The following is a 15603-nucleotide window of genomic DNA, read 5'->3' as shown; positions in this document are numbered from 1 at the left end:
GTTGTTCTGGTTCATAACCCAGTGGATATAAGTAATGCTTCCAATTTTTCCAACCACTGAATATAGCCAACTTGATCCTGTTCGGTCTTTTTACATATTTCAACTGCCTCATCTATCGAAACAGCCGCCCAAATTTCACATGTAAGTTCAGTATCGGTAGTTGTGGTTTTTGAAGCCTTTCTTGAATTGGCCGCCAGCACTGCTCCAGTAGCCAGTTGAATTTTATATTTGCCAGCAATTTTCAAAAGTTTTTCCGATAAGTTTTTATCCAAGCCACCTACATAAGCTGCGGCCAGGCCAATGCCCCGCCAAATGGCTTTCTGCCTCTCTTCAGGAAAGTTTTGCTGCATTTTTATCAGCAGATCAAGATCACCTTTAGCCGTGTACCAAAGGCTTCTGCCTATTCCCTGGTCAAAAGCCAGCAATTGTTCTGCGCTAATAGAATCGGGAAGTGCAAGGCCTTTTATAAACCTTCTACGCCTTAACAATCCATGATAATAACCAAAACCATCCAATACCCTGCCTTGCATCAGGGGGCTGAATTTCCCCAAAAAAACATTGATGTCCAATCCTTTTTCAGCTATGGCCCAACCCATGCCCACATATATTTGAGAAGCATGCATGTCCCCTGCTTTTTCTGCATAAGTTAACCAATTATTTAAATCAGGGTTTTCATTTTCTAAGGCCTTTTTTGCAATGCCTGAAGAAGCACCTTCAAAAGCCACTGAAATAAATTTTTTATCCGACTGGTTTAAAAAATCGTGCTCTTTTATTTCCCGGGACAATTCCCTGCCCTTGTGAAAAGCAGCAATTACATTTTCTATATTTTGCGCAATATTCTTGGCAGCCGAACTCATACACGCAAAGTAGATTTTTCATAAAACCACATGGTTGCCACATCGGCAGCAATTTCAGGATCGGGCTCATGAAACACACTGTTGATGCTTTCCAATTGTTCGTTGTTTTCCAGCGAAAAAGTATAGGGGTCGAGTTTCAAATCCCGGGAAGTACCATGTACCTGTGCGCTCACCAGGCGAAACACTTCACTTGCTATTTTTTCAAGTGTTGTCATATTGTGTTCAAGCTTTCCGAGCAGTGCCCTGGTATCATATTGCGTTTCTATATCCTTGTGAAATGCTTTTAAATATTCAATGTCAAAAGGGTCGATATATTTATGCGTAATGTCTGCTGTATCATAAGGTATCCAATCCTGGAAAAGCTTTTGCATGCGTGTATTCAGTTCTTCAAACCTGCGAAGTACGGTACCCGGTTTTGAAGCAAGTTTTTTCAACAAACCAATATTTGTAAAGCCTTTATTGGAAAATATCAATGCTGTTACTGACCAGTAAATAGCCCAGTCCCAGAATATTTTTATCACCATGACCTGTGTATGCCCCATCAGTGCATATTGATGGGTATATAATGGCAGCCAGTTTTGAAACAAAGAACGATGGGTTTCTTCATAAACTTTTACATGGAGGCCAATGCTTTCACCGCTTAAATCGCGAATGATCAGATCATTCAACCAGGAATTGTTAATGGCAATAAAATCCGTTCCAGGCGAATAAAGCGGGTCGAGAAAAAAGCCAGCCTCACCGGTTACACCCCAGCGATTTTCAGAATAGACCTGTCCGCAACCATGTGCATAGTGTTTCAGAAATTTAAAATCAAGCAATTTATCCTTGTGGACTTCGAGCATTTTGTGACATTGAGGTTCATGCTCAGCCAACCACTCCATTGCTTTGTCAAAGCGGCTGATCTTATCAAAAGGATGAAAGGCAGGATCAGCTACAATACCAATGCTGGTGCATCCTGTAACCAGGGGAATTATCCATACCCAGTAGCCTTTGTCCATTAAATGTACCGTACTGAGATAGCGCAAACCGGGTTTTACTTTGCCCAGCCATTCTTTGTCATCTGACCAATCTTCAATATCAATTTTCGTATTGAGCCGAAACCACACAGCATTAACATCATGGCTTATATCCTGGGTGAAATTCAGTTTTCTTTTGAGAAAAGCATTGCGCCCTGTTGCATCCACCACCCAACGGCAAGTTATTTTTTCATCCGCTCCATTGTGCGAAAAACTTACTTCATGTGAAGTATCCCCAAAATCAACTGTTTTAACCCTTGCGTTTAAAAACACTTCATTGCCGTTTTCGCGAGAAATATCCACCAGGTCATTTTCAAAAACACCGCGGTCTATCTGGTGACTGGGAACAGGCAGAAACTCCCTTGGACCCAATTCTACACGTTCTTCAATGTTCTCTTTGTGTTTGGGGGAAAAGAAAAAACGCAGGCCGTGCTTGGGCAATTGGAATTTGTCCATGTAATCTTTCAAATCCAGTACTTCTCTCAGATAATAGGTTCCCAGCTCTACAGTTGACTCTCCAACTTTATGCGCAGCATTGGCGGCATTGGCTTTGCGTTTTTCCAATACTAAAATTGAAATATCGGGTTTGGATTGCTTCAATTGAAGCGAAAGTGTAAGTCCTGCCAAGCCACCGCCCAAAATCACAACATCGTAGTCCTTGTTCATTAAATTTTATTTTTAGGTATGGAAATTTAAACAAAAATACGCATCCCATAAGAAATAGCACTTCATATAAATAGCCTTATCGAAGTAGATTAAAACATTTGTTGTAGCTTAATGTTGTAAGAAAAAATTGTTTTAAAACTTTAGCTTAGAGGCATCAAGCATTCCTTTTTTATTTATTACCTATGCAAATTACTCGCATTGTTACAATAAATTTAAAGTTTGAGCTTCAAGTTCTATCTTTGCAAAGTTTTCCGAAAAAAAGTGCAGTTTGACAAAGCAGGTATTCATAACTAAAATATCCAAATTTCTACCCAATTCACCGGTTGGAAATGACGAAATAGAAGATCATCTAGGCAAGATAGATGGTAAGGCATCGCGTGCGCGCAGGATTATTCTCAGAAACAATGGAATAAAAACAAGGCATTATGTTGTTGATAAAGAAGGTAATTTTTCCCACAACAATGCACAACTCACAGCAGAAGCCATCCGCCAACTTCAAAGTAAAGATTTTGACTTAAAGGATATAGAAGTCCTTGCATGTGGCACATCTGCTCCCGATCAATCCTTGCCCTCACATACCTCTATGGTGCATGGCGAATTAGGGTCTGCTCCCATAGAATTATTTTCTCCCTCAGGGGCTTGCTGTTCAGGAATGCATGCTATGAAATACGGTTACATGTCTGTTTTGAGCGAACAATCCGATAATGCGGTTTGCTGTGGGTCGGAATTGATCTCTCCTATGATGTTGGCGAAAAATTTTGAAGAAGAGACCGGAAAGCTCAACAAGCTCGACCAATTGCCCATAATCGCTTTTGATAAAGATTTCTTGCGCTGGATGCTTTCAGATGGTGCAGGTGCTGCACTCCTACAATCTAAACCTGCCAAAGGACTGAATTTGAAAATAGAATGGATTGAGGGCACTTCCTATGCACATGAGTTTGAAACATGTATGTATGCTGCTTCCACAAAGGAAAAAGATACTTCCCTGAAAAGCTGGAAATTTATGAATGCGCAGGAATGGCTGGATCATTCTGTGTTTGCTATGAAACAGGATGTGAAATTGCTGGGGAAAAACATTACGGATTTAGGGGCTAAATTTCTAAAAGAGATTTGCTATAAACGCAATTTCAATGTAAATGATATTGATTTCTTTTTACCCCATTTGTCCTCTATGTTCTTTTGGGACAAAGCGGTTCAAAGTATGAAAGATTATGACGTTTGTATTCCCGAAGAAAAATGGTTTACCAATCTCACCCGAGTGGGCAATGTTGGTTCTGCATCTATATACCTGATGTTGGAAGAATTGCTCAGAGAAGATAAAATTAAAGCAGGTGACCGTATTTTATTGATGGTGCCGGAAAGCGCGCGCTTTTCCTATTCCTACGCTTTACTCACTGCTGAGAAGCACTAATAGAAGCTTGATCAAAATTATTGAAGCCCTGCCCTTTGAAAATATTCAGTGGCCTTTTTTTCCTGTCCCAACTGCTGATAAGTAACTCCTAAATTGCGCAGCAGCTGCTTGTTTTCAGGGTTGATTTTCAATCCTTTTTCGAAAACTGAAATGGCTTTTTGATATTCTTGTTTAAAACCATAGGCCACGCCTAAATCTTCATAGTAAGTTGTGTTTTCAGGTTTCAATTCAATTGCTCTGTTCAACCACTTAATTGATTCATCCAATTGATTCATTACCTTGCCATAAGTTACCCCGATTTTATAATGAATCAGAGCATGTTGAGGAGCCAATTGCAACGCTTTTTTGTAGTAATAAACTGCACTGTCACCATTATTGAGCTTGTAATATGATTCGGCCAGATTGTACCAGGCTTCCATTTTATCAGGCTTTGATTTTACAGCCGTTTTAAAATATGGAATCGCTTTTTCGGGTTTATCGTCTTCCAATAGTACACATGCCAGGTTAAAATTGCCTTCGTAATAATCTGGGCGCATTTGTATGGTACGTTGATAAAGCTTTATGGCAGTTTCTTTGTCATCATGTAGCTTATACTTCACATTCCCAAGTATCAAATGGGCATTCATATAATTGGGGTAAATTTCCAATGCTTCTGTCAACACTTTTTCTGCTTTGCGTAAATATTCTTTTTCCTTTGCTGTGCCTTTTATTTTTTCTGCCTGGGTAGCTAGTTCTCCACCATAGGCATTTTTAATTTTAGCACTGTTTGGGGAATTTTTATAATCAGCAGCAAAGAGCGTGAAATCATTTTTCCAGTCCATATTTCTTGTAATGGTTTTGGCTGAATACCCTACAAGTATGAGCAATACAATTAGCCCCGACACTTTATAAGCTTTTGAATTTTCTACTGTCTGGATTTTAAAACTGCGATTTACAGCATAATGCCCTATTCCGCTGATTAAGCCTGCAAGCAGCAGACAAAAACCTACTGAAGGGATATAAACAAAGCGTTCGTTCATAGCTATACCTACTGAGAACAATACATTTGAGACTACAGAAATGGTAATGAAAAAATAAAGAATACTAAATGAAAACAGGCTTTTTGATTTGATTTTGACCAATCCATAAAGCAATACAGCCAATGTAATTAATAAGGAAATAATAGCTTTGGGACTGCTCCAATCGAGTATCGGAACCTGGTTGTAATAATAATCATGCGTGAGCGGATGTGGGATAATGAGCAGTTTAAAATACTGGCCAAAAGTATAGGATACCGTAGCCAGGCGTTCTGCAAGGGTAGCATTTACAAACGGATTGTTTAAGATTTCACTGCTCTCTTTTCCGAGTGATACTCCACTGAATTCCTGCCGCAAATACACATAAACACCTGCTGCAATCAAGAGCGGAAGGCCTGTAATCAGGTAATCTTTTATTTTAGCTTTTGAAAAGAAAAACAAAGTAAGGGGAACAACAGCAAGGAAGGTAATGGCATTTTCTTTTGACAATAAAGCCAAAACATAAACCAGAATGCCTGCAATTAGAAAATGAATTTTTTGGCTTTGAACATATTTCCAAACCAATGTAAGCATACCAAGCGCCCCAAGTAGTCCCATGATCTCATCCCTACCCTTTATATTGGCCACTACCTCTGTGTGGATTGGATGTGCGGCAAAAAGCAATGCAGCCAGAAATGGAATGTTGAGTTCCTTTATGTTTTGAATTTTAGGTTTAAATAAAAGGCTGAGCAAATAAAAGAGTAAAACTACTGTCAAGCTATATAGTAAAACATTGATAAAGTGGCTGATGTGCGGGTTGTTGCCAAAAAACTCTTTTTCAATAGCAAAAGTCACAATAGAAAGTGGTCGATAACGCCCTCCGGCAACAAGTTTATAGCCTTCTCCAAAAAAACCGTAAAAGGCATCGGTGGTCATGATTTTTCCTATACCATCAAAACCCTGCTGGGTCAACTTGTTTTTAGTAATTACAAGCGTATCATCTACAGCATATTCGTGGGGAATGGTATTGGCAAAAAGCAGAAAACTGACAATAAACAGAAACATTGCCTGCTGCCTGAATGGCGTTAAAAACCCACTTTTCTTTGCTTTGTCAACTCCAGAATTCAGCTTTTCCTCAGCGTTGCTTTCTGCTTTTTTATTTGAAGCTTTCTTTTTGGAATGCTTTTTACCCATGATTTTAGTTAATACTTACAGGGCACAAAATATAAAATCCTTTTATTTTTCGCTACAAACAAGCTGTTTTTGGCTTTAGTATTTGAAGTTGCTGTTGAAAAGGATTGGAAATCAGTAATTGAACCTGTTGAATTGTTTGCTGTATTAGAACAAAGCGCTGCTTTAGACTTTGATACATACGAGGGATTACACAAAAAAGAACTGAAGCACAGTATTTTAAGCCCTGAAAATGAAGTGCTAAAAGGAGCGAGATATTATAAGTGGATGTGAGATTTATTCAATTAAGACAATATACTATCGATCAAAATTCATTATTCCCATTCTTTTTTTTGCTCAAACATACGCTCAGAAATTCGGGTTAACAGCGATTAACAGATTATTACTTTGCTTTTCGCTAATTTCGACTCAAAATAATATTGTAATGAGAAAATTTGCGCATTATACCCTTATTGGGTTGTTAATGATTTTCTGCTTCTCTGCTGCTTCAGCACAAGTTTTAGAACCTGCTAAATGGAGTTTTGAAACGGAGCAAATATCAGCCGATACCTTTCTGCTTCATTTTGACGTAAAATTGGACGAGGGCTGGTATGTTTATGGGCAATTCATTAGCGATGAAGGACCGGTCCCGACTACTTTTAGTTTTTCTGAAAACAAGCATGTGCAATTGATCGGCAAGGCCAGCGAAAGTGGGGAAATTGAAAAAGAAGGCTTTGACGAAATATTTGGCATTGACCTGAAAAAATTTGGCAAAACTGCCCGCTTTTCCCAAAAAGTAGTTGTGGGCAAAAAAGCAAAGAAAATCAGCGGTGAACTGGAATACATGACCTGTGATGACACCCGCTGCTTGCCACCACAGCTTGTTGGTTTTGAATTTGACCTGAGCAAAAGCAAATCGGGAGCATCGGAAGAGGGCAATGAAAGTGGTTTCCTGGAACCGGTAAAGTGGAATATTGAGCTCAAAAAAACGGGACAACCTGAAATATACGAATTGATTTTCCGGGCCGAAATGGATGAAAATTGGTATTTGTACTCACAGTTTATAGATGAAGGTGGGCCTGTTCCAACTTCTTTTAATTTTGATACGGCTGCTCATTTTAGCTTGATTGAAAATACCACAGAGCTTTCTCCAGAAAGTAAAAAGGGCTTTGATGAGATTTTTCAAATGGAGCTTTTGAAATTTGGAAAATCTGCTGAATTCACCCAAAAAATAAAAGTCAGCAATGCCGATGAAAAAATCAGCGGGTTTTTGGAATATATGACCTGCGATGATACCCGCTGTCTTCCACCCCAATCCATAGATTTCGAGGCCATTCCTGCAAAAAATTACACTGCACTGGGCGATGATATTGGCAATGAAATTGACGCATCACTGTTGTCAGATGCTGCTGCATTGCGCATTGAAGGATTGGATTTAGACAATCCTGCTAAACAATGTGGCATAGAAGGAGAGGTAGATCCCAAAGATCAGGATAAAAAAAAAGGCCTGCTCAATCTGTTTTTTCTCGGATTTCTGGGCGGTTTAGTAGCACTGCTGACCCCGTGTGTTTTTCCCATGATTCCGCTTACGGTCAGTTTTTTTACCAAGGGTAGCGAAGACAAAAAAAAGGGTATTGTCAATGCCACCATTTACGGATTTTTCATTTTTGGCATTTATTTGATCCTAAGCCTGCCCTTTCATTTTCTCGATTCCATCAATCCCGATATTTTAAATGAAATATCGACCAATGTGTATTTGAATGTAGCCTTCTTCCTGATTTTTATCTTTTTTGCTGGGTCATTTTTCGGCTATTACGAACTTACTTTGCCCAGCGCATTGACCAATAAAATGGATTCCGCTTCTGATGTGGGCGGAATCGTTGGGATATTCTTTATGGCCGTTACCCTCGCATTGGTTTCATTTTCCTGCACCGGCCCTATTTTGGGATCCTTGCTGGCAGGGGCATTGTCCTCTGATGGAGGTGCCATGCAATTGTCTGCCGGAATGGGCGGATTCGGACTGGCTTTGGCTTTGCCATTTGCTTTGTTTGCTGCATTTCCCGGCTGGTTGAATACCTTGCCCAAAAGTGGTGGCTGGTTAAATTCCGTAAAAGTTGTGCTGGGATTTTTAGAGCTGGGGCTGGCTGTGAAATTTCTTTCAAATGCTGATTTGGTTTCACATTGGGGCATTCTCAAAAGAGAAATTTTCTTTGGTATTTGGATTGTTATTGGCGTATTAATGGCTTTGTATCTTTTTGGCAAATTGAAATTTCCGCACGACAGCCCCATTAAAAAACTAAGTATGGGCAGAGTAGCGCTTGGTGCGATTACCGTGGCTTTTGTACTTTATTTAATTCCCGGTTTGACCAATACCAAATATGCCAATTTACAATTGCTCAGCGGATTTCCACCACCTATGTTTTATAGTCTTTATGAGCAGGAATCACAATGTCCATTGAACCTACCCTGCTACAAAGATTATGAAGAAGGCATGGCTGTAGCACGCGCTGAAAATAAACCCGTAATGCTCGATTTCACAGGTTGGGCCTGTGTGAATTGCCGCAGAATGGAGGAAAATGTATGGGTAGATCCGGCAGTATATAAAATTTTAAGTGAAGAATTTGTATTGATTTCGCTTTATGTGGATGACCGGACGGAACTGCCTGAAGAAGAGCAAATTTATGTGCAGCAAAAAAACCGGCAGCGACAACTCAAAACCATAGGCAACAAATGGAGCTATTTCCAGACGCTTAATTTCAACAACAATTCACAACCCTATTATGCTTTGCTCAGCCCAGATGAGCAGTTGCTTAATACGCCTGTGGGTTATATGCCCGATGCATCGGAATATGCTGCATTCTTGAATTGTGGTTTGAACGCATTTCAAAATCCAACACCATGAAAGCCTTTTATCTTGTAAAAAATGGCAAAGCAGACAGCGCATTTGAACTGCGCGATTACAATTTACCTGCTCCGGAAGATGAGCAGGTACTGATAAAAACCGAAGCCTTTGGGCTGAATTATGCCGATGTGATGGCGCGTTTGGGTTTATATCGCGATTGCCCACCACTGCCAACTGTCATTGGTTATGAAGCCGTGGGGCATGTTGAAGCAGTTGGAAAAAATGTAACAACAGTGAAGCCCGGTGACAGGGTACTTACTTTTACCCGATTTGGTGCCTATGCCAGTCATATCCTGTCGCCTGAAATTGCTGTTGTGCCCATTAATGAGGATTTGCCCACAGGAAAAGCAGTCGCTTTGGCCACACAGTATAGCACGGCCTGGTATGCTTTTGAGGAATGCAAAAAATTACACAAAGGCGATCGGATTTTAATCCATGCAGCTGCCGGAGGAGTGGGTACAGCCCTGGTACAATTGGCCAAAAGAAGAGGCTGTATCATTGCCGGTACTGCCAGTCCCCACAAGCATGAATATCTTAAACAGCAGGGTGTTGACCTGTGTATCGATTATCGAAACCAGGATTTTGAAAAGGTTCTGAAAAAAGAGGGCTGGGCGGGAAAACTGGATGCTGTGTTTGATCCGGTTGGAGGTATATCCGTTCGCAAGGGAGTCAATTTACTCAACTCAGGAGGAAGCATGATCATGTATGGTGGCAGTAGCATGACCGATTCAAAAAGTCCGCTACACAAATTAAAAGTTGCTGCCGGATTTGGCCTGTGGTCGCCCATTGTTTTGCTGATGCGCTCTATTTCTTTGATCGGTGTGAATATGCTTCATATAGGTGACGACAAACCTGAGTTGTTGCAACATTGTATGCAACAAGTGGTAGAACTTTCCCAAAAGGGAGAGCTGAATCCAACTGTTGGTGGAGAATTTAAGGCCAGTGAATTGGCCAAAGCCCATGAATATCTCGAGTCAAGACAATCTATTGGGAAACTTGTGGTGCATTGGGAGGATTGAAAGCATAACTGTTTTTTTGCTAATTTTGAATCAGTGAATGAGTCTTTAAGTTTAAAAATTTCAGCTCTTCAATGAGTGTTATTGATAAAAATATAGATAAGATAAGGGTCTTATGTAAGAAACATAAAGTAGATAAGATGTTTGTCTTTGGCTCAGTGTTGACTGAAAAATTCAAAAAATCCAGTGATGTGGATTTTTTAGTGGATTTTTCAAATATAGACTTGTATGACTATGCCGACAACTATTTTGATTTAAAAGATGCACTTGAAAAGTTGCTGAAAAGACAGGTTGACCTTTTGGAAAATAAGGCTATTAAAAACCCATACCTGCGAGAATCTATTGACGCATCAAAACGACTTATCTATGGTGGATAATGAGATCAAAACCTGGCTTTATGATATATTTCAGTCTATTAAAGAGATTGAAAGCTATTATGAAAATAGACCCAGAAAATTTGAAGAGTATCTGTCTGATATCAAAACCAAAAGAGCAATAGAAAGAAATATAGAAATCATAGGCGAGGCAACCAATAGAATATTAAAGAAAGACAAAAATTTCAATCTGAAAAATGCCCGTAAAATTGTTGGAACCCGCAACAGGATAATACACGGTTATGACAAAATTTCTGACAATCTGGTTTGGAGTATTGTAATTAATGATCTGTCTAAGCTAAAGGAAGAAGTGTCTATATTGCTCGATTCAAACAATGATAAATAAATTAATTTCGAATGTTTGCCTTATAATATTTGCCCTTTCCTAAAACACATTAGGTTACTGAAATATTTTTCAAGGTAGAAAGTCAAAAAAAACCAATCAATGAACCCCAACTATTCCAGCCTTTTGGCATTAGTATTACTATTCCAATTTTTTATTGCAAATGCTGTTCCCGGCAAAAAAGCCACAGCCACCGACACTGCCTCAGGCACTTTGACTCCCTACCCCTATGAACATAAGGCTGAATACAAGGGAATTGATTACCACACTTATTACATCACCATGCGTGACAGTGTGAAAATTGCTGTTGACCTTTATTTGCCAAAAAAACTGGAAGCTGATAAGAAGATACCGGCCATTATGCACCAAACACGCTACTGGCGTAGACCACAACTTAGGTGGCCCTTCAGTATGTTTACCAAAGGCCTGATCGGGCGACAGGGAAAAATCATCAAGGACATTGTAGCCCAGGGTTATGCAGTTGTCAATGTTGACTCGCGTGGTTCGGGCGCATCTTTTGGAAACCGTGCTTATCCCTGGACAATGGATGAGATCAAAGACGGAGCGGAAATAGTAGATTGGATCATTGAGCAGGAATGGTCAAGCGGAAAAGTAGGGGCTATTGGCGCTTCTTATAGTGGTACTACAGCCGAGTTTTTGACCATTAACCAGCATCCGGCAGTGGAAGCTGTAATTTTGCTGTATTCCCTCTTTGATGTGTATGAGGACATTGCTTTTCCGGGAGGTATTTTCCATGAATTTTTTGTGAAAAATTGGGGCGCTTTCAATGCCAAATTAGACCAGAGCAAATTGCCAAGAGGTGGTTTTATAGCAAAATTGCTGGTAAAGGGAGTGGCAAGGGTTAAAACTGACAACAAGCGCAAAACTTTTAGAAATGCGCTTGAAGACCACAAGGAAAACCTGCAGGTCAGTGAAACTTCAGAAGGCGTAGAATATCGCGATCAGGCCCCAACAAGTGGAGTAGTTTCCAGTTCTGATGTTTTCAGTCCGCACCACTATGCAGATAAAGTGGATGCTTCAGGTGCTGCTGTGTATTCCTACAGTGGCTGGATGGACGGTGATTATCAGCACTCCTGCATCAAAAGACACCTGACCCTGAGCAATCCTGAAAACAAATTGACTTTGGGTCCCTGGGAACACGGTGGCAAATACAATTGCAGTCCCTATGCACCATCAGAGGCCGGCTTCAATCACACAGCAGAATTTCTGAAATTCTTCGATTATCATTTAAAGGGAATGGAAAATGGATTGTACGATGAACCCAAAATCCATTATTATACCGTAGGGGAAGAAAAATGGAAATCAAGCGAAAGCTGGCCGCCCAAAACTAAAGAGGAAATCAAATTGTATTTCAATGAGGAGCAAAAACTTTCTGAATCAGCTCCGGAATCCGAGGAAGCATTTGATGTTTATGTAGCCGACACAACGGCACTCACAGGAGATGATTCTCGTTGGAAATCCATGATCGGCATGCTGAAAACTCCGCATGTTTATCCCGACAGAAAAGAACAGCAAGAAAAACTGATGATCTACCATTCTGAACCACTTGATGAGGATTTGACAATTTCTGGCCATCCCATTGCAAATCTTTTGATCAGCTCAGATCAACCCGATGGGAATTTTCATGTTTACCTTGAAGAAATAGCTCCTGATGGAAAAGTGCGCTATATCACCGAGGGGTTGATTCGGGGCATACACAGAAAAGTTTCCCCGGCTGACGACTGCCCATATAAAGATGCTGTTCCCTGCCATACCTACTTGCAGGAAAACGCTTCACCAATGGAAATCAATTCACCTGAAAAACTGGTGATAGATCTGCTGCCTATTTCATATCGGGTTCCAAAAGGTCACCGCCTGGCTGTGTCACTTGCCGCTGCGGATAAGTCTCATTTTGCCGTGATGCATAAAGCCATTGCAGAATGGAAAATTCACCGAAGTAACGATTTGCGGTCCCATATTCAAATACCTGTAGAATAGCAGTTTTTTTCATTTGTATCTTTTTGCCTGCCTTTACGTATAGTCCTTATGTGAATTCTATTTTAAAAAGGCTATGAAATCAAGGAAGCACCATTTAAGTATTTCTTCAGAAGATCGTTTTGAGAAAATTCTATTGCGGGAGAGAAAATTGAGAAATCAACTCAATTCAAATATCAACACGCCCCAGGATCAACCTTTTTTACACAAGGTTGACATTAATGAAAGGCATTCCGTTAAGAGCACACGACAACCCCGGGTAATAATAATGATTGATGATAGCATTCTTCTTAAAAAAGCTTCACGGGTGCTTATAAACCATTATCCTGATGTGCATATATATGAAGCGGAAAATATGGCTCAGGCATTGATAGAAATTGAACAAAGGGAATACGATTTAATCATACTCAATGTTGAACAACACATAATGTACCCGGATCTGTTTATTGATGTCATGCAAAGACAGTATCCTTACCTAAACATATTGTTTGTTGACAAGCTTCCCCAAAGTGAAAAATCAACCCAGGTATTCGAAGGCAATTACTTTCATCTTCCTGAATACTTACACTCCAATGCCATTGCGCGTATGTATCAGAAAATTTTTCAAAAGCATGCCGTGTTTCGCAGCAGAGTCAATGGAAATGAAGTAGCTTCACCTGTTGAACAGAAATTTCTTAGAATGCGCCATTCTGCTTAAGCCAATTTTAAGCATCAATCAAAGAGACGTTCTTTCACCTTATCTTTAGATTTTTCCGATCTGTCTAATCTGTCAACACCATTTACAAAATACTTGGTATCTCCGCGCCATGGAACGGCCAAGAACATTTCCTTGTAACGCAAATTAACCCGTTCTCCCGATAGGGCAACTTCCTGTAAAAGATTGTAAATAGAATCATTGTTGCGGTCAATGGAAAATTCAAAAATTTCATTGAGCTGTTTTTTATTATCCACAGCCCCGAAACTCTCCATATTCAATTGACCTTCATAGGTTTTGAAAAGCGTTCCTCTTTTGCTCACCTTTACCACCGTTCCGGCACGAGTACCTTCGCTGTATGAGCCAAAATAGTAAAAAGCGCCTACCGCTATGGCAGCAACAATTATTACGATTAAAAAAATCAGACCAGTCTTTTTCATGTGTTTAAATTGATTTTATAAGGTCACATGGAACTCACAAAACAAAAAAATTTGATCGTTCTCATGTGTGTCAAATTTTTTTGTGATGCTCGTTTCATGAATTTTGGTTTTTAGCCATTCAAATATAATTGAAAAAACAGCAGCTTTACTTCACAACAAGCACTTTATCACAATTCGAATTTAATTCCCTGAGCCAATGGCAAATCATCGCCATAATTAATGGTATTGGTTTGCCTTCTCATATACACTTTCCAAGCATCTGAACCTGATTCACGGCCTCCGCCTGTTTCTTTTTCTCCGCCAAATGCCCCGCCAATTTCAGCTCCGCTTGTTCCGATATTCACATTCGCAATGCCACAATCTGAGCCGGCATGAGAAAGGAATTGTTCGGCATCTTTTAATTTACCGGTCATTATTGCTGATGAGAGCCCTTGTTTTACCCCATTCTGAAGCTGAATGGCTTCACTAAGCGTTTTATAGGGTATCAGGTATAAAATGGGCGCAAAGGTCTCTTCCTGAACAATAGCCATTTCATTTTTTACTGCTGCCAAAGCAGGTTTTACGTAGCATTCACTTTCGTAGCCTTCACCTTCCAAAACACCACCTTCTACAAGTAATTCCCCTCCCTGTTCTTTAATTGCTGCCAGGGCATTTAGATAATTTTTTACTGCATCCTTATCAATCAGCGGACCAACATGGTTTTTTTCATCCAGTGGATTACCGATTTTTATTTGTTCATAAGCATTGCTGATTTTCTCTTTAAGCAAATCAAAAATACTTTCGTGTACAATCAGTCTGCGCGTGCTGGTACAACGTTGTCCGCAAGTGCCAACAGCGCCAAAAACCACTGCCGGAATCACCGTTTTCAAATCGGCATCGGGAGTAATAATAACGGCATTGTTGCCTCCTAATTCCAGCAAAGATCTACCCAGTCGTTTTGCTACAGCAGTGCCTACCTTTTTACCCATTCCAATAGACCCGGTTGCAGATACAAGCGGAATACGCTCATCGTTCGATAACCATTTTCCGGCCTCTTGTTCTCCTATTATTAAGTTGCTTACTCCTTCCGGCACATCATTTTGGGTAAAAACCTCTGCAACAATATTTTGACAGGCAATGGCACAAAGCGGGGCTTTTTCAGAAGGCTTCCAAATACAAACATCGCCACAAACCCAGGCAATCATCGCATTCCATGACCAAACTGCTACGGGAAAATTAAAAGCTGAAATAATACCCACAATCCCCAGGGGATGATATTGTTCGTACATGCGGTGTTGCGGGCGTTCAGAATGCATTGTGAATCCGTGCAATTGCCTTGACAGCCCAACTGCAAAATCACAGATATCGATCATCTCCTGTACTTCGCCCAGGCCTTCCTGCAGCGATTTTCCCATTTCCCAGGAAACAAGTTTACCGAGTGGTTCTTTGTATTTTCTGAGAGCTTCGCCAATTTGGCGCACCACCTGTCCGCGCTGTGGCGCAGGAACCATACGCCAGCTTTTAAAAGCCGCCTCTGCGGTATGTACAATTTGCTCGTAATTGTCAGCAGTAGCAAGATATACAGCTGCAATTTCCTTCCCATCAACAGGGGAAAAGCTTTCGATTTTTTTGTGGTCATTTTCAAGCCATGTACGCCCTGTGCCAGCACCATGATTGATTTGATTGATCCCAAGTGATTTGATAAAACCCAAGTCTGTTTTTTCAAGTATTGTATTGCTGTTCAT

General features: G+C 40.3%; 13 protein-coding genes. 8 read left to right on the top strand and 5 right to left on the bottom strand.

Annotated elements, in window-relative coordinates; genetic code table 11:
* Positions 1–11 precede the first annotated feature (11 nt).
* Positions 12–857, bottom strand: a complete 846-nt coding sequence (locus tag WD048_00225; GenBank protein MEX0810605.1) for a DUF1702 family protein — start codon at positions 855–857, stop codon at positions 12–14.
* Complete coding sequence (locus WD048_00220) at positions 854–2539, bottom strand: FAD-dependent monooxygenase (GenBank protein ID MEX0810604.1); 1686 nt, start codon at positions 2537–2539, stop codon at positions 854–856. Before WD048_00220 ends, WD048_00225 begins: the two co-directional genes overlap by 4 nt.
* A gap of 268 nt (positions 2540–2807) precedes the next feature.
* Here WD048_00220 and WD048_00215 point away from each other — a divergent pair, with 268 nt between their 5' ends.
* On the top strand, positions 2808–3950 hold the full coding sequence (locus WD048_00215) for a beta-ketoacyl-ACP synthase III (protein ID MEX0810603.1): 1143 nt from the start codon (positions 2808–2810) through the stop codon (positions 3948–3950).
* A 17-nt stretch (positions 3951–3967) separates the two neighbouring features.
* Here the strand turns inward: WD048_00215 and WD048_00210 are convergent, their stop codons facing one another.
* The gene (locus tag WD048_00210; protein ID MEX0810602.1) at positions 3968–6139 is read right to left on the bottom strand and encodes a tetratricopeptide repeat protein; all 2172 of its coding nucleotides are present in this window, start codon (positions 6137–6139) and stop codon (positions 3968–3970) included.
* A gap of 69 nt (positions 6140–6208) precedes the next feature.
* Here WD048_00210 and WD048_00205 point away from each other — a divergent pair, with 69 nt between their 5' ends.
* From WD048_00205 to WD048_00175, 7 genes are all read left to right on the top strand, one after another.
* Positions 6209–6409 (top strand): hypothetical protein, encoded by a 201-nt coding sequence (locus WD048_00205; GenBank protein ID MEX0810601.1) that lies wholly within the window; start codon positions 6209–6211, stop codon positions 6407–6409.
* Positions 6410–6560: 151 nt separating this feature from the next.
* Positions 6561–9017 carry a protein-disulfide reductase DsbD domain-containing protein gene (locus WD048_00200; GenBank protein ID MEX0810600.1) on the top strand — a complete coding sequence of 819 codons (2457 nt, stop codon included), beginning with the start codon at positions 6561–6563 and terminating at the stop codon, positions 9015–9017.
* A complete protein-coding gene (locus WD048_00195) occupies positions 9014–10036 on the top strand; it encodes a zinc-binding dehydrogenase (protein ID MEX0810599.1) in 1023 nt (340 codons plus the stop codon). The genes WD048_00200 and WD048_00195 overlap by 4 nt, the downstream gene beginning before the upstream one ends.
* Before the next feature lie 71 nt (positions 10037–10107).
* On the top strand, positions 10108–10410 hold the full coding sequence (locus WD048_00190) for a nucleotidyltransferase domain-containing protein (GenBank protein ID MEX0810598.1): 303 nt from the start codon (positions 10108–10110) through the stop codon (positions 10408–10410).
* On the top strand, positions 10400–10753 hold the full coding sequence (locus tag WD048_00185; GenBank protein ID MEX0810597.1) for a HepT-like ribonuclease domain-containing protein: 354 nt from the start codon (positions 10400–10402) through the stop codon (positions 10751–10753). Before WD048_00190 ends, WD048_00185 begins: the two co-directional genes overlap by 11 nt.
* Positions 10754–10852: 99 nt before the next feature.
* A complete protein-coding gene (locus tag WD048_00180; GenBank protein MEX0810596.1) occupies positions 10853–12748 on the top strand; it encodes a CocE/NonD family hydrolase in 1896 nt (631 codons plus the stop codon).
* Between the two features lie 73 nt (positions 12749–12821).
* Positions 12822–13442 (top strand): hypothetical protein, encoded by a 621-nt coding sequence (locus tag WD048_00175; GenBank protein MEX0810595.1) that lies wholly within the window; start codon positions 12822–12824, stop codon positions 13440–13442.
* A 14-nt stretch (positions 13443–13456) separates the two neighbouring features.
* On the opposite strand, the gene WD048_00170 is transcribed toward WD048_00175, so the two are convergent.
* Both WD048_00170 and WD048_00165 read right to left on the bottom strand, forming a co-directional pair.
* On the bottom strand, positions 13457–13879 hold the full coding sequence (locus WD048_00170) for a hypothetical protein (protein ID MEX0810594.1): 423 nt from the start codon (positions 13877–13879) through the stop codon (positions 13457–13459).
* 167 nt (positions 13880–14046) lie between these two features.
* Positions 14047–15603 carry an aldehyde dehydrogenase family protein gene (locus tag WD048_00165; protein MEX0810593.1) on the bottom strand — a complete coding sequence of 519 codons (1557 nt, stop codon included), beginning with the start codon at positions 15601–15603 and terminating at the stop codon, positions 14047–14049.

The organism is Chitinophagales bacterium, from assembly GCA_040877935.1.
In the GTDB taxonomy this organism is placed as follows: domain Bacteria; phylum Bacteroidota; class Bacteroidia; order Chitinophagales; family CAIOSU01; genus JBBDNB01.
Note: the sequence above shows the minus strand (reverse complement) of the source record. Positions and strands in the feature narration are given on the sequence as shown.

Bases quoted from the DNA above. Each gene is read 5' to 3' on its own strand.
- WD048_00225 (MEX0810605.1), bottom strand. From the start codon at position 857: ATGAGTTCGGCTGCCAAGAATATTGCGCAAAATATAGAAAATGTAATT.
- WD048_00220 (MEX0810604.1), bottom strand. From the start codon at position 2,539: ATGAACAAGGACTACGATGTTGTGATTTTGGGCGGTGGCTTGGCAGGA.
- WD048_00210 (MEX0810602.1), bottom strand. From the start codon at position 6,139: ATGGGTAAAAAGCATTCCAAAAAGAAAGCTTCAAATAAAAAAGCAGAA.
- WD048_00200 (MEX0810600.1), top strand. From the start codon at position 6,561: ATGAGAAAATTTGCGCATTATACCCTTATTGGGTTGTTAATGATTTTC.
- WD048_00195 (MEX0810599.1), top strand. From the start codon at position 9,014: ATGAAAGCCTTTTATCTTGTAAAAAATGGCAAAGCAGACAGCGCATTT.
- WD048_00190 (MEX0810598.1), top strand. From the start codon at position 10,108: ATGAGTGTTATTGATAAAAATATAGATAAGATAAGGGTCTTATGTAAG.
- WD048_00185 (MEX0810597.1), top strand. From the start codon at position 10,400: ATGGTGGATAATGAGATCAAAACCTGGCTTTATGATATATTTCAGTCT.
- WD048_00180 (MEX0810596.1), top strand. From the start codon at position 10,853: ATGAACCCCAACTATTCCAGCCTTTTGGCATTAGTATTACTATTCCAA.
- WD048_00175 (MEX0810595.1), top strand. From the start codon at position 12,822: ATGAAATCAAGGAAGCACCATTTAAGTATTTCTTCAGAAGATCGTTTT.
- WD048_00170 (MEX0810594.1), bottom strand. From the start codon at position 13,879: ATGAAAAAGACTGGTCTGATTTTTTTAATCGTAATAATTGTTGCTGCC.
- WD048_00165 (MEX0810593.1), bottom strand. From the start codon at position 15,603: ATGAACAGCAATACAATACTTGAAAAAACAGACTTGGGTTTTATCAAA.